The organism is Bacillus sp. NPDC094077, assembly GCF_050279465.1.
Taxonomy (GTDB): Bacteria; Bacillota; Bacilli; order Bacillales; family Bacillaceae_G; genus Bacillus_A.
Genome location: NZ_JBNNUF010000003.1, coordinates 76,162 through 100,449, shown reverse-complemented (window position 1 = coordinate 100,449; position 24,288 = coordinate 76,162). Strand labels below are relative to the sequence as shown.

Here is a 24,288-nt window from a genome sequence, read left to right as displayed (position 1 = left end):
CTATTATTATTGTAAGTTCGTACATGCTAAATTAGAACAAGCTAATTATGTGAATTGCCCGAGAACCTTCTATTTACATAAAAAAACTCTTCTACATTAAGAAGAGTTTCACCTACCTTTAGACACTTTCTTCGGTTCATAATCCGGAATAAGAAACACACTTACAAACCAACACATTAAACCAGCGCCTTTTACATATCGTATATATTCATAGTCTTGAAAAAATAGCGTCGTTATAATAATCGTAAAAAATCCGATTAAAGCTAGTACGTACCCTACTTGCTTTTTAGATAACATAAAGAGCCTCCTTAAGGAAGTACATCTATTAACAAACTAAAATCTTGTAAAGAAAAAGAACTATATTTCATAATACCTTGTACAGCTAAAAGTAAAATAAGACCGGCCACACACATATAGTTAATACTTTCTTCACTCTTTTTTTCAGTAACTATTCCGCCACTTATACATAAAATCCCTAACAAATGGAGTGCTAAATAGATAAAGAAGTAAGCTTCCTCCCAGCGAAGAATAACATTTACTGTCGTTATTAGCACTATACTAAGTAAAATCAAATAAAAAAACTTATTTGATGATATCGTTTCATTCATATAATTTTATACACCCCTTTCAAGTTTCGAATGAATGATGTTTCAAAGCTATAAAGTAAATGATTGCTTTTAGACCATAAAACAAAACGAAAGCCCCCATTACTTTCGTGAATACTTTATGAACCCACACATACGTCTCTTCATTTTTTCTGAAGATGAGCTTCATCATTGCTTCTACAATAAGGCCAAATATGATTAAACTCCCTAACATAATAAGAAGAGAAATAATATTTTCTTTTAAATGATTGCTAGAAAACAAGTAATACTCTGGAAACACAATTGTATCTACTACAGGTTGAATCCAATTACAAAAACTTTTATCACACATATCAGTAATAGACGTAGCATCTATAATATCTTTCAATATTTTCTCAAACGTCTTCTTCATCTCATTTATCTCACACTACATCTGAAAAGCTCTTTACCCGCTCTGCATATATAACTGGCACTTCTTTACTCCAATATTTGCGGTTAACAAATAAAAAGATGAGTACTAAGTTTAATCCTGTTATAAAAATAATAAGTCCTGGAAAGAATGTCGTATAATTTGAGAAATCTGCAAAACTTATGATTTTTTCTCTACTTACTAGGAAAGACGCACCCATTACAAATGCATTGTTTAACATATGTATCACAATTGGCATGAGTAAGCTTTTCGTACGAATATATACGATCGATAATACGATGCTGAATACGGCGGCACCTAGGAAATCGACGTGTAAAAGCGCAAATAAAAGTGCTACTGCAATCATCGCTATACTTGTTCCCCATTTTGCAGCAAAGCGCTGAAGTAAAAATCCACGAAAAACAAATTCCCCAATAATAGGCGCGATAAATACAACCATAATACATTGATATACATATCCCCCAGCACTATCTACAATTGGTTCCTGCAAAGCATTCATAATAAAATCTGGTGTAATCCATGCAAAACTGTACATATACAAAATAAGATACCCGTAACTAAACACGCATAACATGATCGTAATGTATAAAACTTGCACCAAGTTAAATGATTCATTTTTATTAACAAATAATGAAAATGAAACACGGTGTTTTCTATACTCATAAAAAATCCATGCAATCGGAAGGATATAAAATATAAGAATATTTATAAAAGAAGAATTTTGTATATGAAATGTACTTTCTAGCAACTTATCACTACTTCTTGCTACTAATATTAATAGTACAAATACAATTAAAAAATATCTAGCTCGCATCATTTGAAACGGATTCACACTCATCTCCTCCCCTATGTTACTTTTATCATATCATTTGATTCTTAATTTTTTGAGAAAGAAAACCTTAAAATTTCCTTAAAAATTCCATAAGTTACAAAATGATGATATGATATTCGAGAAAATTAGGAGGGATTTTTATGTATCAAGCAAATATTTTACTCGTTGATGATGAAACAGCAATTTTACAACTATTAACTACCATTCTTGAAAAGGAAGGTTTTTCTCATATTACAACTGCAACATCAGCTGAAATAGCTTTATCTCTCACCAAGCAAAACAATTACGATTTAATCATTTTAGATGTAATGCTTCCTGGACAATCCGGTTTTGATATTTGTCCAATCATTCGCCAACAAACAGATTGTCCGATTTTCTTCCTATCAGCGAAAGCATCTGATTTAGATAAAATATCCGGTTTTTCATACGGTGCAGATGACTATATTACGAAGCCATTTAATCCATTAGAAGTAGTAGCTCGTATAAAAGCACAACTTCGAAGACATATGAAGCAAACAGTGCCAAATGAACCTAAAGCACACGCCATTTCATTTGGAAGATTTGAAGTTGATCAACATTCCGCAGAACTTACAGTAAATGGACACGTTGTCGAATGTTCCGCCCAACTCTTTCAACTACTACTCTTCTTTTGTGAGAATCCGAATTACGTATTTTCAAAAGAAGAAATATACGAAAAAGTTTGGGGAGCGCCAGCCTATAATGGGGATGACAATACCGTTATGGTCCACATTCGAAAACTACGCGAAAAAATTGAACAAGATCCAAGTAAACCAGAATATATAAAAACTGTTCGCGGACTTGGCTATAAATTCGTTACAAAGTAGGTTAATACTATGAATTTAAATAAACGACTTATCATCCAATTTATTTTGCAACACGTTTTTGTTTTAGTTACATTACTTATTGCTGTAGTAGCTGCTTTCACTTATTTAATTTTTCTTGTTACTAGTATTTCATACGAACCTAACATTCCGGATTCTGATAGTTTTACAATTTCAAGATATATCTCTTCAGAAGATGGTCATATTTCGTTACAATCTGAAGTACAAGATTTAGTGAAAGAGAAAAACGATTGGCTCCAAGTTGTAGATGAAAACGGAAAAATCCTCTACAACTTTAATACACCAAATGATGTTCCGAATTCTTATACGAAAACATCTTTACTCGCATATATACAACATCATGTCGAGAGCAATTATAAATTTACATATTGGGAAATTGAATTAGAAGAAAAGAAAGTACTTGTTATTTACGGTGGTATGTTAAAAAGCAATGCGTTACTGAAAACTATTCAAAAGGAGCACCCTTCTTTAACATTGGATTCGTTCGCATTAACAAATCAAGAAAAACAGTTACTTTCTAAAGAAAAAGCAACGCTTCAAATATTTAATAATGGTGGCGAAGAAGTATTCTCCTATCCAAACGGAAAGAAAAAAACGTTTTCCGCAATACAAACTGCTCTTAACGAAAAAGAACCGTGGAATCATAAAGAAAACATGTCTAGCTTTTACGACGCAAATAGCAATCATCTTCTTGTTGTAACTACAAAAAATGAGCACTACTATCCAGAGGATGAAATAGACGATATATTTGCCAAAAAATTTCTCATCGGATGCGGATTAATCCTTCTTATCGTCTTTGTTTATTTAGTCATTCTGTCTATTTGGTACGGTAATAAATTTGGGAAACCGTTATTACATGCGATGCGTTGGCTCAAAAATATCGCTGGTGGAAAGTATGAAGAACCCATTAGCAAAAAAGGGAAACCTGTTCGATTCCGGCGATCTGGTAAAGAAAAATGGTCATTCCGCTTATTTAGAGATGTTACCAGTTCACTAGAGCACCTTTCTATTACACTCAAAAAAAATGATGCGATGAGGAAAGTACTTCAGCAAACACGAGAAGAATGGATTACCGGTCTCACACACGATTTAAAAACACCACTTAGCTCTATATATGGCTATGCATTACTACTAGAATCAAATCAATACAACTGGACTGATCGTGACATTCAGCAATTCGGCAGCGTTATGAAGGAGAAATCTCAATATATGACTACACTAATTGACGATTTAAGCTTAACGTATCAATTAAAAAATAACAGCCTTCCTGCGCAACACGTAAACGTTGAAATTAACCAGTTCATCCAAAAAGTATTATTGCAATTTATTAATAACCCGACGCTTCAAAATCAAAATATTGAATTCGTACCGAGCTCAAATAAAATTCAATATTTCATTGAAGAAAAATGGTTCCAGCGTATCATCGAAAACTTGCTCGCAAACGCTGTAAAACATAATAATGAAACGACTACTGTAATCGTAAAACTTTCACAAAACGCTAATTCATTTACACTATCTATTTCTGATGATGGCAAAGGAATGGATGAAAAAACGAAAGAACTTTTATTTGAACGGTATTACCGAGGAACAAACACAGAAGAAAGCAACATCGGAACTGGACTTGGCCTCGCCATTACGAAGCAGCTCGTTCATGCTCATAACGGGACAATTTCTATTGATAGCGAACTTGGAAAAGGAACGACGATTATTCTTGTGTTTCCGTTGTAAACGTTAAGCAACTCCAAAATGTACGAATATGGTAATTTTGGAGTTATCTTTTTATTGAGTAAGATCCTAACAGCACATAAAATTATATCGACCTAACTATAAAATACGACAATAGTAGCAACTTATTAACAAAAGAGACCGTCCCAAAATACCTTTTGGGACGGTCTCTTTTTCTATTATTTCTTCTTCACCGGTATCCAAAGCTCTACTTGAGCGAACTCACTCTTATCTTCGTGGCAACGCTCGTCGTATAGTTCAAACTCTGTAACTCCGCAATGTTCATATCCTGAATGCGGGAACCATTCGGAGAATACGGCATTCCAAGTTTGATGAATAGACGATACCATTTCTTCATGAGGAACTTTCGGCGTTGTAAATACGGCATATGTTGCTGCTGGGAAAGTACGCTTTGCAACTTCATTTGGTACATTTTCAAAGCCTGTAACTTCCATTCCAATTATATAAGTGAAGTCTCCTGTTTCTAAATTAAAATCAGTACATAATCCAAGCTCTACCCATTGGCTCGTATCTTTACGATTCGGAATCGTTGTTCCGAGATCTTTTTGTAAATATTCTTGCCAAAATACTGGTATGTCTTGATGGTTCTTCCCTTCTTTACTTGTCGTCTTCATTTCATAACCCGCCACTAAAAATTCTGGTTTATTTACAATACGATATTCCATTTGTATGCCTCCTAAATACGGATTTAATTTTCTTTGCTTTACATTCACTCTGTAATACATCGGTGTTTCGATTTCTTGTTTTCGATATTCACTAGGTGTCATTTGAAATAATTTTTTAAAGGCTCTCGTGAACGTTTCGTGAGATTGAAAGCCATGCTCAAATGCGATATCAATAACTTTTTCATCCGTGTGAGAAAGTTGATATGCTGCCCGGGCTAACCTTCTCTTTCGAACATACTCCATTACTGTATCACCTACTAACGCCTGGAATACACGATGAAAATGCGATTCAGAAAAACCTGCAATGCGAGCTAAATTACGCAGCGTTTGTTTTTCCATTACATCTTCTTCAATATAATCAATCGACCTTTGAATTTGTGTTTCATAGCTTTCCATCTCTGTTCACCCGCCTTATATGTATTATGATAAAAGAGAACGCAATCCAATTCTTGACGTTTTTTACTATAATTCCATAAAAAATTGTAACTTTTTTATATGTATTTCGTTGTTATGTATGAAGGGAGGGAAATGTAGTGAAACAAAGTCAAACATTAGAAGAAATTTACACAGAGCATATGCATGATTTATTTCGCTATCTTCTCTCCCTAACCGGAGATTCTCACTATGCTGAAGATCTCATGCAAGAAACCTTTTACCGAATGCTCGTCCATATTGACTACTATAAAGGAGAAGAAATTAGACCGTGGTTATTTACAATTGCCTACAACGCCTTTATCGATTGGTACCGAAAAGAGAAAAAATATAAAACAACGAAAATTGAAGAATTCCATTTACCAAACGTACCAAGTACAGAACATGCATATTTTGTAAAACATGAGATTGCTAGTTGGTTAGAAAGTTTATCGTCTCTTCCACTCGAAAGACGAAATGTGTTACTACTACGAGATTACTACGGATTCTCCTATAAGGAAATAGCAGAAATGGCCGGTCTCTCATTAGCGAAAGTGAAAATTGAATTACACCGCGGACGAAAAGACACGAGAAACATAAAGGAGTGATACAGATGGGATGTACAGAGTTTAAAAGACTATGGGAGAAGTACGAAAAAGGAACACTCACACATGATGAACAAGAACAGTTAGAAAGTCATATAGAAACTTGTGAAGAATGTGAAGCGTATTTGGATGAGTTACTTGCGAAGAGTGAACCTGTAAAGAAAAAGTTACCGCCAAAAGACCTTAAAGTCCCTTTTTGGAGAATTAAGTGGAAACATCGTTTACAGACGTTTGGCTTCATACTATCCATTTGCATCGTTATATATATAATTGGCGGGATATTATCGGCCTTTTATTTTCAAGCTGATAATGATAAAAGGCTAGAAGAAATAAGAAGTGTTCCTTCTCTTGCACTTGAAGCAACTATCCCAAATAGCCGTGTTATGGGCGGTGGAACAAGTGTAGAAGCTTTTTTCCGTACGAACAGCCAATTTGATTTAGTGAGAACCGTCGGTAAAAAAGAAATGCCACTCGGTACAGTAGAAACAAAAAGCTTCTTATCATCTGTAGATGTCACGAACCAAACTTGGATGAATCCATTCTATCAACCAAAGCTCTTCTTTGTTCATCCCAAAACAGAACAAGGTGATTATTTAAAGGGATCTTCAAAAAAAGTATGGGATACACTTGCAAAAGTACATGATGGAACTGTTGCAGAAATAGCAGTTTCCTTTGACAAATCTTACACTTTAAAAGAATTAGAACCACTTTTATATAGCATATTTGAAGCACAAGAACTCCCTCCAAATCCTGTATGGTACGCTTTAGATACGGGACAAGAAAAGACAAATGTAGAAGATTACATCCTACATGGCGGGGAAGCTATAGGTTTTCCAGAGCATGTAAGATTCCTAGATAATGACACAGACAGGCAGAAAACATCAGAAGATAAAGTAATCGAAATGATGCATATTCTTTCTACACATGAAAAAACGGTAAGCAAAATAGCTGCGCTTCCTGAAAAAGAACTAAAATTAGATCAACGTTATAAATATGTAAAAGATAACGGCGTAAAAGTATACGGCATTGTCATTACTGGTCCGTCGAAAGAGTTATTAAAATTACAAAACTCACCTCACGTACGTTATGCGACTCTTGGAGATATTGAGATTTGGAATTGGTTTGATAATTAATAAAAAGAAGCAGAGCATCCAGAAGTGGTGCTCTGCTTCTTTTTATTCCCTCTCCACAAACTTCCAAACTAAAAATGCTGCACATAAATAGGAAAGCCCCATAGCTAAAAAACTATAGCTTGCCCCGCTGTACCAATTCGATGATTCATTTAGAATTATTCCCATAATTGCTACACCGACTAATGCACCGATTTGACGATTTACATTTAAAGTTGCTCCAGCCATATTTCCATTTTCACGACCGGCAGATTTCATTACAATTGTAGTCATCGCAGGTACTGCTATACCTATCCCGAGATTAACAACACTGTATATAATTGCAACTCCTATATAACTCACATTTTTTACTAGGAACATTAATAATACAGATCCTATACTAGCTATAAGTAACGCTATGAATAATAGCAACTTTGGGCCAAATTTAGTCACCATTTTTGCAAATAATAGATTCCCAATAACAAATACACTCATTATTGGTAATAATTGTAGCCCCGCTACAAACGGACTTACTCCATATGCTTTTTGTAAAAATAGTCCGAACATAAATATGCCGCCAAATAAAGCAAAGTTTAATAGAAATCCAACTATATTTGCTGTGGAAAACGTCTCGTTCCGAAATAACACTCTTGGTACAACTGAGTTTTTTGATTTTCGTTCCGCATAAACAAAGAGAATAGCGGTCAATATCGTCCCCACTACTCCTCCTATAATTTGAGGCGAGGACCATCCATAACTTGGCCCTTCAATTAGAGTAAACGATAACAATGTTACTGCAACTATACCTATTAAATGATTCGCTACATTTATTTTCTCCTTTTTCGGTAAAACGTTTGGAATCATTACAAAAGCCATTAAAATACCGATAATCCCAATTGGAAGGTTTATAATAAAAATGCTCCTCCAGCCAAATGTATTTACTAAAAGGCCACCAATAAAAGGACCCGTACCAGATGCAATAGAGACAATTGCCGACCATATACCAAACATTTTAGCTCTCTTTTTTTCGTCTGGAAATGATACTACTAATAAGCTAAGTGAACTTGGCATAAATAAAGCCGCTCCGACACCTTGAAGTACTCGGCCAATAACAAGAGCGCCCCCAGTTATAGCAATCGCACATAAAAAAGATGCGAACACAAAAATAATTAAACCAACCATATACATATTTTTTGCCCCAAATCGGTTGGCCAATGCCCCTCCAGCCAATAATAATGCCGCAAAAGATAAGATGTATCCGTCGACAATCCATGTCGAACTATATAATGTCAGTCCTAACGTTTCTTGAATATTCACCACTGCAACATTTACCACTGTCACATCTAACGTTGCCATAATAAACCCCATTGCCAAAGCTACTAGAATGATAATACCTGATTTCTCTTTTGTTTGAACATCCATATTACTATTAGCTAGCCCACTCACTTGCTTAATCCCCTTTCGAAAATTAGTAATTTACCTATATATTCCTTTAGAACTATAATAAATAAAGTACTTCATTTATAAAAGTACTGATTTTTTATATAGTACCTATACTTTTATATAGTAAGGAGTGTTTATATGGAAAATAAAAATGAAGAAATTTTATTAAAATGCCCCATTGAAAAAACAATGTCTGTAATAGGTGGAAAGTGGACCTTCTTAATTTTAAGAGATTTGTTCTATAGTCCTAAACGTTTCGCACAGCTTGAAAGATCTCTGAATAGTATAAGCCCACGCACTCTGTCTCTTCGCTTAAAAGAGCTTGAACAAGAAAATATTATAAAGAGAACAATCTATTCAACTATGCCACCCCACGTGGAATATTCACTAACAAGAAAAGGAGAAACACTTCGCCCTATTTTCGATGCAATGAAGGATTGGGGAAATGAGTGGAAAATATTAGATTAAAACAAAGAAGGTATCATCATACTTGATGACACCTTCTAGTTTTTAAAAACATATTAATTCGAAATCACTTTCACATACATCCCTCTCACCGCTTTTTCATAAGCGATATCACTCATCTGTCCTATATTTTCTGACACAACAGAAGATTGAACAACTTCACCTTCACGAAGTAACGGCGGATCAATAAGACGTACTTTATTTTTCTGGTGTAAATCATAATCGTTTCTATCTTCTTTTACTTTTACATTTGGATGGACTTTGCTTAATAAAGCTTCTATTTCGGGATCATTACATAGCTGCAATTTTGAAATAAGCTCATGATCTTCAAGAAGAAAATCATCTGCATGAATAACCTGTTTATGAAGAGCTAACTTTAACGTTTTAGCTAACATATCATTTCCATAAATGTTAATTGGCTTCATAAAGAAATCGATTACTTCTTTGTAATACGTTTCTGTAAACCACTCTGCCACTTCGATATTTTGAAGGACCATTTTTCCATCTACTTCGATTACATCCTCTAAAAAACTTTCCACTTCTTCGAAAGAAATATATCCATATGTATACATATCCCGTAATGTGTAATCAACTCGGTCTGCGCATAATTCGGGTGCGGATCTTTCCAGTAACGTCCACCTCGAGTCATCTAATACAATATCTTCATATTTATAATCATACTTTGAAAGAATCGCTGGGATTTCTGAGTTTTTCACAACAGAACTAAATATCTCTTCATGATAGCTTTCATTTATATTATCAAAAACGTAATCAATCACATGAGAAAAAGCAGTATGCGATACGTCATGCAGTAAACCCGCAATTTGTTCTTCCACTGAACCACCAAGTTTTTTAATTAACAACATCACACCAACTGAATGATCAAAGCGCGTTACATTCCATTTCTCGTTCATTAAGTAACTTGCTCCGGCTTGATGGATTCCTTTCAGCCTTTGCACTGGTTTACTTAAAATTAATTCTTCTAGCACTTTATCTACTTCAAATTCTCCGTATAGTACATCTGATATGAACACTTATAATCCCCCTTTTTCAAGCAGAGTCTTCTTATAGTATCTCTTTTTCCAGGGAGAGTAAATATACTATTTTGCAATCCAAATACGAACGTTCTGTTTTAATTATAGATATATAAATGTCGATTATTTGTTTTAATTCATTTATTATATTTTTATTGAGCGCTCCTTATGTGGAGCCTTTTTTATTTTTTAAAAATAGAGAGCCATTAGCTCTCTATTAAATACACTTATTCAAACGTAACTTCCACCTGTACAATCTCCGACCTACTTCCAAGTCTAAGCGGCGGTCCCCAAAATCCGAAACCAGAAGAAACAATGGCGTGGAACGCACCTTTTTGTGCATATCCCCAGTCTAGTTCGTACATTCTTCTCGTTACAATATGATTTGGCGCCATTTGTCCGCGGTGCGTGTGACCAGATAATAGTATATCAATGCCGGCATCCGCTGCCTGCTTCAATTCAAACGGCTGATGATCCATTGCGATAACAGGCATGGATTTATCCACTGTACTCATAAGACTTTCAAAGCTTTGACGATCTCGCTCTGTTTTATCTCTTCTTCCGACGAGATAAAACTGATCTTCAATTGTAATGACTTCATCTAAAAGAATACGAATATCAATCTTATCCATTTCTTGCAAAAATTCCGGAACCGCTCTACCGTAATATTCGTGATTTCCTAACACACCATATACGCCTAATGGAGCTTTCATTTGTTTCATAATATGCCCCATGTTTTTTTTGATGAACACACCTGGGTGGTCATCAATGATATCACCGGGCAGTAAAATAATATCGGGCTCCATTTCATTTACATGTCGAACGAGTCTTTTTAAATGAGCAACACCAGACAGTTTACCGAAATGCATATCTGAAGCCATCGCAATGCGTAAACTTTTGCGCCCTTCTACTTTTTTCGGTATGTGTACATCATACTTTCTGACAACCGGGCTATATGCATTAAATACCCCGTATGCGAAGATCAAGACGAACACGAGTAAAACGACCATTCCTGTCCAAATAATTGCTGTTTCTTTCTCCACTGAAAACTGTAATAATAAGACGGCAATATCAGCTAACGGCAATAACATAAGCGCATATTGTATTACCGCAAACCAAATGGAACCAATCGTTCTTAGGAATGGAAGAAACTTAAACACTTGTACGAGAATATACGCATAAGAAATAAATCCGACTACGAAAGCGTAATATCCCCAAGACTCCCAGCCGAATACTGTACTAAGCCAAACCCAGCCGTTCCAGCCAATGTAAAACATAAGTAGTGTGTATACAATTAAAATAGTAAATATATTGAGATAGCGAAGATTCTTCACAACTAGCCTCCTTATTAGTTTCTTATATTATAACTTGTTATGCACTTATAACGTAAATATTAAGCACTTTGTCCATCATAGTAAAAATCTCTAATTGCTAGATGCAAACCTAGCAATTAGAGGTGCAATTTAAATCAATATTCTTTATAGATTTTTGTTATAGAAACTTGTTAATTTTTCAACTGTTTGATTTTGAATGTGAAAAGCTACCTTCTTTATATTTACTTTTGAGTTGATCAAAAAACATTTAATAAATCGTTCGTACAAGATTGGCAGAATAAAGAATTAACAGAGAAAAATAAAGAAAAACGAACCGCCACTTAGAAAACGGTTCGTTTTTCTTTAAATCACAAAATCCTCCGGAATAAACACCTTCACTTCTTTCGGATGAACATATACAGACTCACCCATTTGAATGTTCAGCTGTCTAAACTGCTCTTTACTAATTTCTGCTTCTAAATATTCTTCTGTCCCGTCTCGTTTTAATTCTACGTATACGACAGGACCAACTGCGTGGGAATATGATACTTTCGCCGGGATTGCATCTACACTTTGTTTTGTACGAGAGATTGATAAGTGATGCGGCCTTACATAGGCTACTCCGTCTACGTTAGAAACGTGTGTATGTTCTGGTGCTTCTAGTTCTACAGAGCCTAAGTCTAGTTTTCCTTTATGAACACGACCGTGAAATAAGTTTACGTTTCCTAAAAAGTCATACACGAACGGACTCGCTGGATTTTCATATACTTCTTCCGGCGTTCCCATTTGTTCAATGTGCCCTTCATTCATTACAACGATGCGGTCCGCAACGTCTAATGCTTCTTCTTGGTCATGCGTTACGAATACACTCGTAATTTGAAATTCGTCATGTAATTTTCGGAGCCATCTTCGTAATTCTTTTCGTACTTTCGCATCAAGTGCACCGAACGGTTCATCAAGTAATAAAATTTTCGGTTCGACTGCAAGTGCCCGAGCAAGTGCGATACGTTGGCGCTGCCCACCAGATAATTGAGCTGGATATCGTTTCGCAAAACCGTCCATTTTTACAAGCTTTAATAATTCTGTTACTTTTTCTTCTATTGCTTCTGCTGATGGCCTTACACTTTTCTTTCTTACTTTTAAACCGAAAGCAACATTTTCAAACACATTCATATGTTTAAAAAGCGCATAGTGCTGGAAAACGAAACCGACTTGCCGATTTTTCACGTGAATGTCTGTTAAATCTTCCCCATCAAATGAAATAGAACCTCCATCCGCTTCTTCTAATCCTGCAATAATTCGTAATAACGTCGTTTTCCCAGAACCTGACGGGCCTAGTAAGGCGACAAGCTCACCTTTTGGAATATCCAAATGAATATCTTTTAACGCTTGAAATGTGCCATATTGTTTTGATACATCTTGAATTTGAATACTCATCACATTCCCTCCTTATTGTCGTTTTTCCATTCGCCATTCAATCCAGTTTTTTATAGCGAGCGTGAGAACTGCGATTAATGACATTAAAGTCGCGACAGCAAACGCTGCTGAAAATTGATATTCATTGTACAAAATTTCAATATGGAGCGGCATCGTATTCGTCACACCACGTACGTGACCAGACACAACGGAAACTGCTCCGAACTCACCAATTGCGCGGGCATTACATAAAATCATGCCGTATAAAAGACCCCATTTTATATTTGGAAGCGTAACGTGCCAAAACATTTTCCATCCGCCTGCGCCAAGTGACAAAGCTGCCTCTTCTTCACTTTTCCCTTGTGCTTGCATAATTGGAATTAATTCACGTGCAACAAACGGAAACGTCACAAAAATCGTTGCGATAATAATACCTGGGACAGAGAAAATGAGTTTCACTCCATGTTCCAATAACCAGCCGCCAAAAGCCGCTCTCGGTGTAAAAAGTAAAACGAATACTAATCCCGCGATAACTGGTGACACAGCAAATGGCAGTTCAATAAGAGATAATAATAATTGCTTTCCTTTAAACTGAAACTTTGTAATAAGCCATGCGGCCGCTATTCCGAATATCGTATTAAGCGGCACAACGATTAATGCAACGAGAAGCGTTAACCTGATTGCTGAAAATGCTTCTTGATCTGTGATGGCGGCAAGGTATACATCAAACCCTTTCTCAAAAGCTTTCAAAAAAATTGTTACGAGCGGAAGTAATAGAAAGAGAGATAAAAATAAAACTGTTATTGTAATTAATACACTCGGTACAAGTTTAGATTCTTTTTTAGCTGCCACGCTTTTTACTATTTTCTTTTCTAATAATGTTGGCTCCATTTTCTCTCCTCCTATTCATTTCTTAGTTCATGCCTTCTACTCCAGGTTTGAATCATGTTAATAAGAAGAAGGAAAAGGAGCGAAATAATCAGCATAACAGCCGCTACCGCCGTTGCTCCTGCGTAATCATATTGTTCTAGTTTCGTCATAATCATTAGCGGTGCGATTTCTGTTTTCATCGGCATATTACCCGCTATAAAAACGACAGATCCATATTCCCCTAATGCCCTTGCAAATGCGAGTGAAAAACCAGCAAGTAAAGCCGGGAATATTTCTGGTAAAATGATTTTTACGAATATTTGAAAGCGAGACGCTCCTAAACTAGAAGCGGCTTCTTCTACTTCTTTATCAATATTTTGCAGTACCGGTTGCACCATTCGAACGACAAACGGTAAACCAATAAACGTAAGTGCAACAATAATTCCAAGCGGCGTAAAAGCTATTTTTATATGAAACACACTAAATATTTTTCCAATCCAGCCATTTTCCGCATATAGCGTCGTAAGTGTGATACCAGCTACAGCAGTCGGAAGAGCGAATGGTAAATCAATTAATCCATCTAACAATCGTTTCCCTGGAAATGTGTAACGAACGAGTACCCAAGCAATTAATAAGCCGAAAATGGCATTTACAATTGCTGCTGCAAGTGAAGTCGTTAAACTCACTTGATAGGAATGCAACACACGCTCACTCGTTACAACTTGCGCAAACTTCTTCCAACCTAGCTGCGAAGTTTGAATAAATACGATAGAAAGTGGTATAAGTACGAATAAACTCATATATAACATTGTAAATCCAAGAGATAATCCAAACCCTGGTAAAACACGTTTCTTCCTCATCTTCTTTCACCTCATCCCCCCTTATTTTTTATAAATTTGATCGAATACGCCGCCATCATTAAAATGTTTTTCCTGCGCTTTTTTCCAGCCACCAAATAGTTCATCTACTGTAAATAATTGAACTTTTGGAAATTGTGCTGCGTACTTTTCCGCTACTTTTTCGTTGCGAGGACGATAAAAGTTTTTCGCAGCAATTTCTTGCCCTTTTTCCGAATACAAGTATTCAAGATACCCTTCTGCCACTTTTCTCGTTCCTTTTTTATCAACTACTTTATCTACAACAGCTACCGGTGGTTCCGCAAGTACACTAATAGAAGGTGTTACAATTTCAAACTTATCTTTTCCAAGCTCTTTTTGAGATAATAACGCTTCATTTTCCCAAGCGATTAATACATCACCGATTCCTTTTTCAACGAAAGTTGTCGTTGCGCCGCGCGCTCCAGAATCTAGCACTTCTACATTTTTATAAATTTGTGATACAAACTCTTTCGCCTTATCTTCACTATTATTATATTTTTTCAATGCGAATCCCCACGCCGCTAAATAGTTCCAACGTGCTCCGCCTGATGTTTTCGGATTTGGTGTAATGACAGACACACCTTTTTTCGTTAAATCATCCCAATCTTTAATTCCTTTTGGATTGCCTTTTCGCACAAGGAATACAATTGTTGATGTGTATGGAGTGGAGTTATCCGCAAGCCGCTTCTGCCAATCTTCTGCTAACTGTTTTTTCTTACTGATCGCGTCAATATCATAAGCGAGTGCGAGCGTTACAACGTCTGCTTCTAACCCATCAATAACAGAGCGCGCCTGGCTTCCAGATCCCCCATGTGATTGCTTTACGTTCACTGTTTGACCATGTTTCTCTTTCCAGTACTTCGCAAAATCTTTATTAAAATCTTGATATAACTCACGTGTTGGATCATATGAAACATTTAAAAGTTCGACTGTCTTCTTATCTGCACTTCCTTCAGAATCGTTAGTTGAGGTTGCCGATCCGCACCCCGATAAAAGGATAACTGCTGATAATAACACACCTGTACTTTTCATTAATGCTGTCTTACCCCACTGTTTCATATATAAAGCCCCCCTAGTTTGTACAATAGAAAAAGGCACACAATTCATTCACAAAAGTGAACGTTGTGCGCCTTCAGTTTCTCTGATTAGCTTCTATTGTATTCTGTTTGATTTCTTTTCATTTTAATTCCGTAATTCACATGTGTCAACTTGGAATTTGTTTTTATTCCTTCGGAGCTTTATACAAATATCCTCTACCCGTTACTTCATCATTCGCATGGTAAAACCACTTCTACTACCGCAGCGAATGAATATATTCATACCCCTCAAATGATAACTATTATCAATGTATAAGAAAATAAAAAAACTATCTATTTTTATTTTCTACATAAGTACGCTTTCCGGTCATTTTTAAACAATAAATAATGCGCTGTATGAACTTTTCTCTCTAAATAATCGATTGAATACGTACCGGATGGATCTACTAAATCCCCAATCGCCCCTGAAAGATGATCAATGACTTGTTGCAACGTTTCTAAGTTCTTCTTTTCACTCTCCACATTCATTTCATCCATAATGTCACAAATCAAATATTGTACGTTCCGTAAGCGTAATTCCTTTTGCTCCATGTATATATCCCTCCGTATTAGTTATATTACGGTTTAAATATATGGGGTTCTAGCTTAGTCAATTCTAAAAAAACAAAGAGATATCCCCCTTTAGGAGGATACCTTTATTTTTACACTTGCATCGCTTTCTCTTTCAAAGCTCTTCTTAATAACTTACCCGTTGTATTCTTCGGCAGCTCTGTTAAAAACTCGATGCTCTTTGGCACTTTATATTTTGCTAAATGTAACGTGCAGTAATGCATCAGTTCTTCTTCTGTTACGTTCGTTTGTTTCAGGACGACGTAAGCTCGCACTGCTTCTCCTAAGTTTTCATCAGGAACGCCGATTACGACAACTTCAGCTACTGACTCGTGCGTATACAATATTTCCTCTACTTCACGAGGGTATACGTTATAACCGCCAACTAGGACGATATCTTTTTTACGGTCAACGATATAGAAGTAACCTTCTTCATCCATTTTCGCTAAGTCACCTGTATATAGCCAGCCGTCTTTTAATGTCGCTGCTGTATCTTCCGGCGCATTATAGTATCCTTTCATAACGTTAGGTCCGCGAACAATTAATTCGCCGACTGCACCGACAGGTACTTCTTCCCCAAGTTCATCCACGATTTTATTCTCGACATGCCAAATATTTGTGCCGATTGATCCTGGTTTACGAGGGCGATCTAACGGGTTAAAACAAGTAACTGGTGATGCTTCTGATAAACCGTATCCTTCTGAAACAATGACGTCAAAACGTTTCTCAAAGTTTTGCAGAAGAGCAACAGGCATTGACGCACCGCCTGAAATACAGAGACGAAGCGTCTTCACATCTTCTGCGCTTGCTTCTTCAAATAAATATAAATAATTGTACATCGTTGGTACACCAGCAAAAATCGTTGGTTCATACGTACGACAAATACGGAATACTTCTTTCGGACTAAACTTCGGTAACATTAAAATTGTCGCACCATTTATAATCGGCGCATTTACCGCAACTGTTAAGCAGAATACGTGGAACATCGGTAGTGCCGCAACGACGCGATCATCAGCAGTATATTGTAAATACGACGCCACATCGTTCGCGTTACTATATAAATTTTTATGTGTTAACATAGCGCCTTTTGGTTTTCCAGTTGTGCCTGAAGTGTATAAGATAACCGCTACATCTTCTTCATCTAGTTCCGGACCTTCGTAATTTAAATCTCCAGTTCCTACAAAACTAGTAAACGTTTTCATTTTTTTGGTTTCTGTATGGTTAAAATCTGATGAAGTTTCGCATATGATGATGTGTTCAAGTGAAGGAAGTCTTGTTGTAAGAGATTGTATAACAGGTAGAAGGACGTCGAGTACGATGATTGTTTTTACATCTCCATTTTGTAAAATGTAATGCATTTCGTCTGCTGTATAAATTGGATTAACTGGAATGACAGTTGCTCCGGCTTTCATTGTTCCGTATAAACCGACCAAAAAATGTGGTGAATTCCCAACAACTAATGCGACATTGTCCCCTTTTCCAATGCCCATGTTTGCTAAATTGCTAGAAAACCTTGTGACCATTTTGTTTAATTGGTCATACGAGACCGACTGATCCATAAATATATAAGCCGGTTTATCCCCCTTCTTTTTTGCCGTTCCAGCCAAAGATTGAACGAGATTCACACAAACCCCACCTTTATAAAATTTAGAATATTTAAAAATTCTAAATTAATTATATTAAAAGAAAATTAAAGTGGCAAGTGATATTCTATTAACTGCATATACACGGATCACTTTCTCTCGATTCACTTTAGAAATATAGGGGAATTCTGTTCACCAGAAAATTATTAAACTCGTACAGATATCATTTTAGGATAACATGCCCCTTTTTATGCTAGGTGAAATTTTATCGGCGATTCGACAAGGAATATCGACTTACCGACAAAAAGTGACGAACTATATAAAAATGAGGGAGGCTGTCTTTTCTGAAAGCCTCCCTCATTTTTAGAAGAATAAATGCAAGAAATCTTCTATTGTAATATTACCGAAGTAGCGTGCGATATCTACACCTTCTAAAGCTGCGGCGAATGCATCTTTATCAAATTGTACGCCTGTTAAACGTTCTTCAATATCATGAACATCTAGTGAGCCAAAGAAATCGCCGTAAATTTTACATTCTGTTACTGTTCCTTTTTTCACTTCAAGACGAACGTCAACTTGTCCGACTGGGAAGCGGTGTGAATGTTGTAAGTTGAACTTCGGTGATTTTCCGTAGTTCCAGTCCCAATTGCGGTAGCGCTCTTCAGAAAGTTTATAGATTTCTTTCCAATCATCTTCTGTTAATTCGTACGTTGGAATTTCTGTTTCACCTTCGAAAATTGTTTCTAGAAGAAGTTGTCTAAACTCTTCTGTCGTCATTTTTTCGTTTAAGAACTCTGTAATGTTCGCAACGCGGCTACGGATTGATTTAATTCCTTTTGATTGAATCTTATCCATTTTTACTTTTAACGCTGATACGACGTGATCGATTTCAGAGTCAAATAGTAACGTACCGTGACTAAACATACGACCTTTCGTTGAGAACTGTGCGTTACCTGAAATTTTTCTACCTTCAGCCAAAATATCGTTACGACCACTTAGCTCTGCATTTACGCCTAATTTACCAAGCGCTTTCGTTACAGGCTCTGTGAATTTTTTAAAGTTGCTGAAACTGTCTCCATCATCTTTCGTAATAAAGCTGAAATTTAAGTTTCCTAAATCATGATATACTGCGCCTCCGCCTGATAGACGACGAACGACGTGAATTCCTTTTTCTTTTACGTAATCTGCATTAATTTCTTCTACTGTGTTTTGGTTTTTACCAATGATAATCGACGGTTCGTTGATGTAGAATAGTAAGTATGTTTCGTTAATATCTAAGTTTTTTACGCAATATTCTTCAATTGCTAAGTTTATCGTAGGATCTGTAATCCCTTTATTATCAATAAATAACATCGTATCACCTCATGAATTCCAAACGTAACCACTATGTGCTAGCGTAATATGGCCACTGAAAATTTGTTTTGCTTCTGTTACTAAATCAGATGGATTGCCTGTATGCGGTAAGTGCGTTAATAAAAGTTCTTTTACATTCGCATCTTTCGCTATACTTGCTACTTCTGTACTATTCATATGTCCTGCTTTTGCAGCCTCTTGATGTGCATACATATTACACTCACAAATGAAAAGATCAGCATCTTTTGTGAATGGAATAAATTCAGGAATATAACTTGAATCAGCGCTGTATACAATAACATCATCACCAGCTGTAATACGCATCGCAAAGCATGTAACAGGATGGACAGTTTTTAAGAATGAAATCGAAAACGGTCCAATTTGAAGCGTTTCTTCTGGATTGTACGCGATTCCTCTCGTATGCGGTTCATGCGTTAAAGAATGGAATCCATTCTCATCAAACGAATGACCATAAATCGGTAATTCCGGTAGTTGTCCCTTTGTTGCACTCGTAATTAATCTCGCATATTGCAGTACCCCAATGTCTGCAACATGATCATGATGATAGTGCGACAGTACAACTGCATCTATATCAGATGGTGTTATATATTTTTGAATCTGTGCTAGTACACCACTACCACAGTCTACAAGTAAACGAAAACCATCGTGTTCAAACAAATACCCCGACGTTGCTTCTCCCACTTCTGGAAAGCCGCCCCAAAAGCCGACAACAGTCATTTTCATATGTATCCTTCCTTTCTAAAACCGAGTAGCAATGTAGTTTTTCTCCGTACTTGAGAAAGTTTTTTACTTACATCCTACATTGTTAACTATAATCCATTTCCTAAACTTTTTCATTAATTTTCAATTTTGTTATAAAACAGTTGTTGACTTTTATTTTTTGTACTAATACAATGATAGTAAGAAATGGAAATGGAGGGATTGACATGATCGATCAACCAATGGAGTTTTTCAGAAATTTACCGACGAAAACTTGTGCACACTGCGGGAAAGAAATTGATGAGCAGCACGAAGCATACCATAACAAATGTGACGATTGCGTTCATGAAGAATAGTAGTTTGTGAACATAAAAAAACCTAGCAGACATAGTCTACTAGGCTAATAACATCTTTTCCTTCATCGTTGAACCTTTCACCAAGAGCTCCAGTTCAAACTCATACAATTCTTTTTTTCGATAATTTTTCGTATGGATTTTATCCATCATTAAGTCGACAACTTTTCGAGCCATTTCATCAATTGGCTGTTCAATTGTCGTAATACCTGGTTCTGTAATCTGTGATAAAATTTGATTATCAAAACCGATAACAGCGAGATCCTCTGGAATACTCCAATCATGGCGTTTCGCCTCTGATATAATTCCAGCTGCAACCTCGTCGCCTCCTGCCAAAATCGCGGTAGGATTTTTTTTGTCCTTTAATACTTCATGGAATATTCTTTTTCCATCATCCCAAGAGAAAGCGTTTTCAAGAAAATCAATTGCTTCCACTTCTCTACTCTTTTCAGTAATAGCACGTAAAAAGCCCATTTTCCGCTGTTGGCTCACTACTTTCGTTTCGTTACCACGGCAAAAAATAAGATTACGATATCCTTGTTCTAACACGTGCTTAGCAGCTATGTACGCTCCTTGCGCATGATCAAATTTCACTGTTGGAATATTTGCTTCCTCAATATATTCATTACATAACACGATTGGACCATGTTGTAAGTATGGCTCTACATCCTCCCACGGATTTTCTAGTGAACATAGAATAATCCCATCTACTTGTTTCGTAGATAATAATTGTAAATACTCCATCTCTTTTTCCGGTAAATATCTTGTTTGACAAATAATCAGTTTATATTTATGTTCAGAAGCAGCAATCTCGATTGCTTCAATAAATCGACTGAAGAAAGGATTTGTAATCCTTGGAACAAGCACCGCAATTGTTTCTGTTTTTTGTTTACGAAGCCTTCTCGCCGCAGAATTAGGAACGAAGCCTAAATGCTTCATCGCTAATTGAACCCTTTTTTTCTTCTCATCTGAAACATATGGATGATTATTAATCACCCTAGAAACCGTTGTTCTTGATAACCCCGCTAATTTCGCCACGTCCTCGATAGTCGACACGAAATTCTCCCCCTTTGCATGAAAACGTTTTCTTATCCTGATTATATAGTATATTATTGGAAACTGCAATACAGGTTCTTATGATTTTACTATATTAATATTATACATAGGGAAAAGTCTGTTAATGGGAGGGGAAAACATAATACTTTTAGAAGTTTACAGTAGGCATATTTATAAAAATAGAGGGTGATACTTCATGAATCGAACGGATCGTTTATTAGCTATATTAATTGAATTACAAAGAAGACAAACGGTTACAGCACAAAGCTTAGCTGAAAAATTTGAGACAAGTATAAGAACTATTTATCGAGATATGGATGCACTTAGCGAATCTGGTGTTCCTATTTTTTCAATGCCCGGTTATGGTTATTCATTAATGGATGGTTATTTCTTACCACCCATTCAGCTTACGCCAGAAGAGGCCGTTACTCTTTTATTAGGCGGTGATTATATTGAGAAAACTTTCACCTCTTCTTTTTCTGTACATGCGCGATCAGCAAAAGAGAAACTTGAGGTTGTTCTCCCTACTGATCAACAAAAGAAGGTTGAGGGGTTACGAGGAACTTTCCGTTTCCTTTCTCCTATATTTTCAAACCAGCAAGCCGAGCAAGAAAAACTAGAAAGCCAACTTTTCTTATTGCAAGAAGCGATTCAAAAAGAGCAAGCTATATCGTTCTCCTATCGTAAACCAAGGGAAACTACAAAAACAAAACGGACCGTTCATCCTTACGGTTTAGTCAATATTTCAGGAATTTGGTACATCGTTGCTCATTGCTTACTTCGAAAAAAAATACGTAATTTTCGTTTAGACCGTATGGATACATTACAGCAAGAACAAGTATTTTTCACAAAACCGAAAGCCTTTTCTTTGCAAGACTATCAACCTGAAAGCAATCGTACTATGAGAATCCATTTATTATTCCCATCCCATATTGCACATAAAATTATTGAATCACGCTACTTTTTTATAGATTCATACGAGCATAAAGACACTGAGTTTCATGTCTTTTTGAAATCAAGAAACATAGACGAAGTATTTCAATGGATATTGAGCTGGGGGAGCCAAGTGCAAGTACTTGAGCCAAAAATTCTTTCTGAAAAAATCCGTGATGAAGCAAAAAAAATGTTACAACTTTAATTTTCCACTACTGACATAATGTTGTCAGTAGCCCTCCTTTATAGTAGGTATTAACAAATACATTTTCATAAAAAGGAGATAACAATATGAAGAAATTTGAGGATTTAGTAACATATTACATAGAGGAATTAGAAAAGTACTCTATAGAACAATTTAGGACGAAGCCTTCTAGTAAGGAATGGTCCCTCGGTCAAATGTATAATCATTTAATTGCCTCCACATATATGCAGTTAGGTGCAATCGCGAAATGTAGAACTGAAATGCCTTCTGTAACTAACAAAAAAACGGATATGGGTGAAAAAGTATATATACTGGGGGCTTTCCCTGACATACAAATAAAAGTGCCAAATCACCCGAGATATACACCCGAAAATCCAACTAACAAAGAGGAAGTACAAGAGCGTCTTTTGGAATTAATTACAGTTGTTAAAGATATTGAGCCAACACTTACTTCTATTCCAAATGATTGTAAAGTAGAGCACCCCGGGCTTGGTTACTTAAACGCGGCAGAATGGTTCCAGCTCATTTCTATGCATTTTGCGCATCATCTTCGTCAGAAAGAAAGATTGGAACTTAAGGTTTGCTAAGTGTAAACACTTCTACTAAAAAAGACTCCCAATATGCAATACTGGGGGTCTTTTCAATTTTGATGCAATATTCCTTCCTCTACATAAAAGGAATGTATACAATCAATTCAATTTTAACAACTGCAAAACAACTATTACCTAAAGGCTAAGTTATTGTATCTACTTTAAAATGTTTACTTACTGGCTATATGATTACGCATAATGTACCTCGTTCCGGATTATTAATTGCCACTAATAGGTGGTTTTTTTATGAACAATCATTCAAATATCCTAAAAATGCATTGATTGCGGAATTTGAATATAAAAAATCCTATCCACACTTCTCTTAATTTACTTATCACTTTCATTTTTAAAACCCATTATTCGAATTTTAAAATTACTTATGGGAAATTATGTTATAATTTACTTATACATACTTTGGAGGGGAAATAGTGAAAAAAGCTATTATAGTATTAAGCATCCTATATCTTATTTTAACCGTACATACAGGAGCTGTTCTTTTAGGAAAAGAGGATTATAAAGGTGCTATCAATACATTAAAGGAAACGAAGGAAGTCTCTTCCTTTCAATCTGCAAAAGACGGTGTGATTTTATTAAAAGGAACGTTAACTACTACACAACCAATTACAGAGGAAAAACTTCAAAATAAAGAATTTGCACTTCTTGAAATTAATACATATAAACGACGAAAAGCAAATTGGAAAAACATTGATACTGAGCAGCATATTGCAAAGCAGCTCTTACTAAACAATGAGGCTCTTCCTGCATTAAAAGAAATCCGCTTCTCAATGGAACCAATTACACTGTCAGGCAAAGATATTTCCGCCGAAGACTACACACTAAAAAAGGATGATACTCAATTAACAATTAAAGGAAAAGGATACCGATACACAGGAATAGAAAACAAATCCGCCGTTCTTATTTTTGGTATAAAAAAAGGTGATACACTTGAAGGTTATAGCGGCTCTGAAATTCTAATAGGAAAAACAAAAGAAGACATTGCCAGCAACATGAAACTATATACTTTTGCTGAAAAATATGGTCCATTTGTTTGGATTGTAGCTACATTTATTCTTATAAGTATTGTTATATACTTGTTCCGTAAAAATAGAAAAAAACATGAAATTTCTCAACCAATACAACAAGACCAATAAAAAAGGCACCATTTCGGTGCTTTTTTTATGTTCC

The 24,288-nt window shown here is 35.9% G+C and carries 26 protein-coding genes and 1 pseudogene; 10 read left to right on the top strand and 17 right to left on the bottom strand.

The genetic code is table 11. The features are described 5' to 3' along the window. Window positions 1-108: 108 nt before the first annotated feature. The 4 genes from ACQKNR_RS09175 to ACQKNR_RS09160 are packed head-to-tail and all read right to left on the bottom strand — an operon-like array spanning window position 109 to window position 1,846. Window positions 109-297 carry a hypothetical protein gene (locus tag ACQKNR_RS09175; RefSeq protein WP_427317208.1) on the bottom strand — a complete coding sequence of 63 codons (189 nt, stop codon included), beginning with the start codon at window positions 295-297 and terminating at the stop codon, window positions 109-111. Window positions 298-308: 11 nt separating this feature from the next. After that, on the bottom strand, window positions 309-608 hold the full coding sequence (locus ACQKNR_RS09170) for a hypothetical protein (protein WP_427317206.1): 300 nt from the start codon (window positions 606-608) through the stop codon (window positions 309-311). A gap of 19 nt (window positions 609-627) precedes the next feature. Beyond that, window positions 628-996, bottom strand: coding sequence for a hypothetical protein (locus tag ACQKNR_RS09165; protein WP_427317204.1), 369 nt, complete (start codon window positions 994-996; stop codon window positions 628-630). Window positions 997-1,006: 10 nt separating this feature from the next. Then, the gene (locus tag ACQKNR_RS09160) at window positions 1,007-1,846 is read right to left on the bottom strand and encodes a CPBP family intramembrane glutamic endopeptidase (protein ID WP_427317202.1); all 840 of its coding nucleotides are present in this window, start codon (window positions 1,844-1,846) and stop codon (window positions 1,007-1,009) included. A 140-nt stretch (window positions 1,847-1,986) separates the two neighbouring features. On the opposite strand from ACQKNR_RS09160, the gene ACQKNR_RS09155 reads away from it, so the two are divergent. Together ACQKNR_RS09155 and ACQKNR_RS09150 are read left to right on the top strand one after the other, a co-directional pair. Beyond that, complete coding sequence (locus ACQKNR_RS09155) at window positions 1,987-2,691, top strand: response regulator transcription factor (protein ID WP_427317200.1); 705 nt, start codon at window positions 1,987-1,989, stop codon at window positions 2,689-2,691. A 9-nt stretch (window positions 2,692-2,700) separates the two neighbouring features. Continuing rightward, window positions 2,701-4,437 carry a sensor histidine kinase gene (locus tag ACQKNR_RS09150; RefSeq protein ID WP_427317198.1) on the top strand — a complete coding sequence of 579 codons (1,737 nt, stop codon included), beginning with the start codon at window positions 2,701-2,703 and terminating at the stop codon, window positions 4,435-4,437. Window positions 4,438-4,613: 176 nt separating this feature from the next. Here the strand turns inward: ACQKNR_RS09150 and ACQKNR_RS09145 are convergent, their stop codons facing one another. Continuing rightward, a complete protein-coding gene (locus ACQKNR_RS09145) occupies window positions 4,614-5,516 on the bottom strand; it encodes an AraC family transcriptional regulator (protein WP_427317196.1) in 903 nt (300 codons plus the stop codon). 137 nt (window positions 5,517-5,653) lie between these two features. Between ACQKNR_RS09145 and ACQKNR_RS09140 the strand changes: the two genes are divergently transcribed. Together ACQKNR_RS09140 and ACQKNR_RS09135 are read left to right on the top strand one after the other, a co-directional pair. Then, window positions 5,654-6,139 carry an RNA polymerase sigma factor gene (locus ACQKNR_RS09140; RefSeq protein ID WP_427317194.1) on the top strand — a complete coding sequence of 162 codons (486 nt, stop codon included), beginning with the start codon at window positions 5,654-5,656 and terminating at the stop codon, window positions 6,137-6,139. A 5-nt stretch (window positions 6,140-6,144) separates the two neighbouring features. Further along, the gene (locus tag ACQKNR_RS09135; protein WP_427317192.1) at window positions 6,145-7,269 is read left to right on the top strand and encodes an anti-sigma factor; all 1,125 of its coding nucleotides are present in this window, start codon (window positions 6,145-6,147) and stop codon (window positions 7,267-7,269) included. Between the two features lie 42 nt (window positions 7,270-7,311). Here the strand turns inward: ACQKNR_RS09135 and ACQKNR_RS09130 are convergent, their stop codons facing one another. Then, window positions 7,312-8,667, bottom strand: a complete 1,356-nt coding sequence (locus tag ACQKNR_RS09130) for an MFS transporter (protein WP_427317989.1) — start codon at window positions 8,665-8,667, stop codon at window positions 7,312-7,314. A gap of 159 nt (window positions 8,668-8,826) precedes the next feature. On the opposite strand from ACQKNR_RS09130, the gene ACQKNR_RS09125 reads away from it, so the two are divergent. Next, entirely contained in the window at window positions 8,827-9,156 is a 330-nt protein-coding gene (locus tag ACQKNR_RS09125; protein ID WP_193411698.1) for a winged helix-turn-helix transcriptional regulator, read from the top strand. 53 nt (window positions 9,157-9,209) lie between these two features. Here the strand turns inward: ACQKNR_RS09125 and ACQKNR_RS09120 are convergent, their stop codons facing one another. From ACQKNR_RS09120 to ACQKNR_RS09075, 10 genes are all read right to left on the bottom strand, one after another. After that, window positions 9,210-10,187: an HD domain-containing protein gene (locus ACQKNR_RS09120; RefSeq protein ID WP_427317189.1), complete on the bottom strand. Its 978-nt coding sequence runs from the start codon at window positions 10,185-10,187 to the stop codon at window positions 9,210-9,212. Window positions 10,188-10,414: 227 nt separating this feature from the next. Next, window positions 10,415-11,521: a metallophosphoesterase gene (locus tag ACQKNR_RS09115; RefSeq protein WP_427317187.1), complete on the bottom strand. Its 1,107-nt coding sequence runs from the start codon at window positions 11,519-11,521 to the stop codon at window positions 10,415-10,417. Between the two features lie 342 nt (window positions 11,522-11,863). Beyond that, the gene (locus tag ACQKNR_RS09110) at window positions 11,864-12,937 is read right to left on the bottom strand and encodes a sulfate/molybdate ABC transporter ATP-binding protein (protein ID WP_427317185.1); all 1,074 of its coding nucleotides are present in this window, start codon (window positions 12,935-12,937) and stop codon (window positions 11,864-11,866) included. A 12-nt stretch (window positions 12,938-12,949) separates the two neighbouring features. Next, window positions 12,950-13,807 carry a sulfate ABC transporter permease subunit CysW gene (cysW, locus tag ACQKNR_RS09105; protein WP_427317183.1) on the bottom strand — a complete coding sequence of 286 codons (858 nt, stop codon included), beginning with the start codon at window positions 13,805-13,807 and terminating at the stop codon, window positions 12,950-12,952. A gap of 11 nt (window positions 13,808-13,818) precedes the next feature. Then, entirely contained in the window at window positions 13,819-14,646 is an 828-nt protein-coding gene (cysT, locus tag ACQKNR_RS09100) for a sulfate ABC transporter permease subunit CysT (protein WP_427317181.1), read from the bottom strand. 21 nt (window positions 14,647-14,667) lie between these two features. Beyond that, window positions 14,668-15,723 (bottom strand): sulfate ABC transporter substrate-binding protein, encoded by a 1,056-nt coding sequence (locus ACQKNR_RS09095; RefSeq protein ID WP_427317179.1) that lies wholly within the window; start codon window positions 15,721-15,723, stop codon window positions 14,668-14,670. 317 nt (window positions 15,724-16,040) lie between these two features. Further along, window positions 16,041-16,292, bottom strand: a complete 252-nt coding sequence (locus ACQKNR_RS09090) for a hypothetical protein (RefSeq protein WP_427317177.1) — start codon at window positions 16,290-16,292, stop codon at window positions 16,041-16,043. A gap of 110 nt (window positions 16,293-16,402) precedes the next feature. Then, window positions 16,403-17,935 carry a fatty acid--CoA ligase family protein gene (locus tag ACQKNR_RS09085; RefSeq protein ID WP_427317175.1) on the bottom strand — a complete coding sequence of 511 codons (1,533 nt, stop codon included), beginning with the start codon at window positions 17,933-17,935 and terminating at the stop codon, window positions 16,403-16,405. A 321-nt stretch (window positions 17,936-18,256) separates the two neighbouring features. Next, window positions 18,257-19,246, bottom strand: coding sequence for a lipoate--protein ligase (locus ACQKNR_RS09080; RefSeq protein ID WP_427317173.1), 990 nt, complete (start codon window positions 19,244-19,246; stop codon window positions 18,257-18,259). Window positions 19,247-19,255: 9 nt separating this feature from the next. Then, window positions 19,256-19,990, bottom strand: a complete 735-nt coding sequence (locus ACQKNR_RS09075) for an MBL fold metallo-hydrolase (protein ID WP_427317171.1) — start codon at window positions 19,988-19,990, stop codon at window positions 19,256-19,258. Window positions 19,991-20,193: 203 nt separating this feature from the next. On the opposite strand from ACQKNR_RS09075, the gene yhfH reads away from it, so the two are divergent. Next, the gene (yhfH, locus tag ACQKNR_RS09070) at window positions 20,194-20,322 is read left to right on the top strand and encodes a protein YhfH (protein WP_000567010.1); all 129 of its coding nucleotides are present in this window, start codon (window positions 20,194-20,196) and stop codon (window positions 20,320-20,322) included. Window positions 20,323-20,361: 39 nt separating this feature from the next. Here yhfH and ACQKNR_RS09065 read toward each other — a convergent pair whose 3' ends face one another. After that, window positions 20,362-21,375 carry a LacI family DNA-binding transcriptional regulator gene (locus tag ACQKNR_RS09065; RefSeq protein ID WP_427317169.1) on the bottom strand — a complete coding sequence of 338 codons (1,014 nt, stop codon included), beginning with the start codon at window positions 21,373-21,375 and terminating at the stop codon, window positions 20,362-20,364. A 196-nt stretch (window positions 21,376-21,571) separates the two neighbouring features. On the opposite strand from ACQKNR_RS09065, the gene ACQKNR_RS09060 reads away from it, so the two are divergent. The 4 genes and pseudogenes from ACQKNR_RS09060 (at window position 21,572) to ACQKNR_RS09045 (ending at window position 24,254) form a co-directional block, all read left to right on the top strand. Beyond that, entirely contained in the window at window positions 21,572-22,513 is a 942-nt protein-coding gene (locus tag ACQKNR_RS09060) for a helix-turn-helix transcriptional regulator (RefSeq protein WP_427317167.1), read from the top strand. 86 nt (window positions 22,514-22,599) lie between these two features. Then, window positions 22,600-23,100 carry a DinB family protein gene (locus ACQKNR_RS09055; RefSeq protein ID WP_427317165.1) on the top strand — a complete coding sequence of 167 codons (501 nt, stop codon included), beginning with the start codon at window positions 22,600-22,602 and terminating at the stop codon, window positions 23,098-23,100. A 152-nt stretch (window positions 23,101-23,252) separates the two neighbouring features. Beyond that, a pseudogene (locus ACQKNR_RS09050) lies at window positions 23,253-23,408 on the top strand (PH domain-containing protein); the annotation flags it as partial. 123 nt (window positions 23,409-23,531) lie between these two features. Further along, on the top strand, window positions 23,532-24,254 hold the full coding sequence (locus ACQKNR_RS09045; RefSeq protein ID WP_427317163.1) for a hypothetical protein: 723 nt from the start codon (window positions 23,532-23,534) through the stop codon (window positions 24,252-24,254). Window positions 24,255-24,288: the final 34 nt, after the last annotated feature.

Excerpts from the sequence above, each read along its gene's own strand:
- ACQKNR_RS09175 (WP_427317208.1), bottom strand. The coding sequence starts at position 297 with ATGTTATCTAAAAAGCAAGTAGGGTACGTACTAGCTTTAATCGGATTT.
- ACQKNR_RS09170 (WP_427317206.1), bottom strand. The coding sequence starts at position 608 with ATGAATGAAACGATATCATCAAATAAGTTTTTTTATTTGATTTTACTT.
- ACQKNR_RS09165 (WP_427317204.1), bottom strand. The coding sequence starts at position 996 with ATGAAGAAGACGTTTGAGAAAATATTGAAAGATATTATAGATGCTACG.
- ACQKNR_RS09155 (WP_427317200.1), top strand. The coding sequence starts at position 1,987 with ATGTATCAAGCAAATATTTTACTCGTTGATGATGAAACAGCAATTTTA.
- ACQKNR_RS09150 (WP_427317198.1), top strand. The coding sequence starts at position 2,701 with ATGAATTTAAATAAACGACTTATCATCCAATTTATTTTGCAACACGTT.
- ACQKNR_RS09145 (WP_427317196.1), bottom strand. The coding sequence starts at position 5,516 with ATGGAAAGCTATGAAACACAAATTCAAAGGTCGATTGATTATATTGAA.
- ACQKNR_RS09135 (WP_427317192.1), top strand. The coding sequence starts at position 6,145 with ATGGGATGTACAGAGTTTAAAAGACTATGGGAGAAGTACGAAAAAGGA.
- ACQKNR_RS09130 (WP_427317989.1), bottom strand. The coding sequence starts at position 8,667 with ATGGATGTTCAAACAAAAGAGAAATCAGGTATTATCATTCTAGTAGCT.
- ACQKNR_RS09125 (WP_193411698.1), top strand. The coding sequence starts at position 8,827 with ATGGAAAATAAAAATGAAGAAATTTTATTAAAATGCCCCATTGAAAAA.
- ACQKNR_RS09110 (WP_427317185.1), bottom strand. The coding sequence starts at position 12,937 with ATGAGTATTCAAATTCAAGATGTATCAAAACAATATGGCACATTTCAA.
- cysW (WP_427317183.1), bottom strand. The coding sequence starts at position 13,807 with ATGGAGCCAACATTATTAGAAAAGAAAATAGTAAAAAGCGTGGCAGCT.
- cysT (WP_427317181.1), bottom strand. The coding sequence starts at position 14,646 with ATGAGGAAGAAACGTGTTTTACCAGGGTTTGGATTATCTCTTGGATTT.
- ACQKNR_RS09095 (WP_427317179.1), bottom strand. The coding sequence starts at position 15,723 with ATGAAACAGTGGGGTAAGACAGCATTAATGAAAAGTACAGGTGTGTTA.
- ACQKNR_RS09090 (WP_427317177.1), bottom strand. The coding sequence starts at position 16,292 with ATGGAGCAAAAGGAATTACGCTTACGGAACGTACAATATTTGATTTGT.
- ACQKNR_RS09080 (WP_427317173.1), bottom strand. The coding sequence starts at position 19,246 with ATGTTATTTATTGATAATAAAGGGATTACAGATCCTACGATAAACTTA.
- ACQKNR_RS09075 (WP_427317171.1), bottom strand. The coding sequence starts at position 19,990 with ATGAAAATGACTGTTGTCGGCTTTTGGGGCGGCTTTCCAGAAGTGGGA.
- yhfH (WP_000567010.1), top strand. The coding sequence starts at position 20,194 with ATGATCGATCAACCAATGGAGTTTTTCAGAAATTTACCGACGAAAACT.
- ACQKNR_RS09060 (WP_427317167.1), top strand. The coding sequence starts at position 21,572 with ATGAATCGAACGGATCGTTTATTAGCTATATTAATTGAATTACAAAGA.
- ACQKNR_RS09055 (WP_427317165.1), top strand. The coding sequence starts at position 22,600 with ATGAAGAAATTTGAGGATTTAGTAACATATTACATAGAGGAATTAGAA.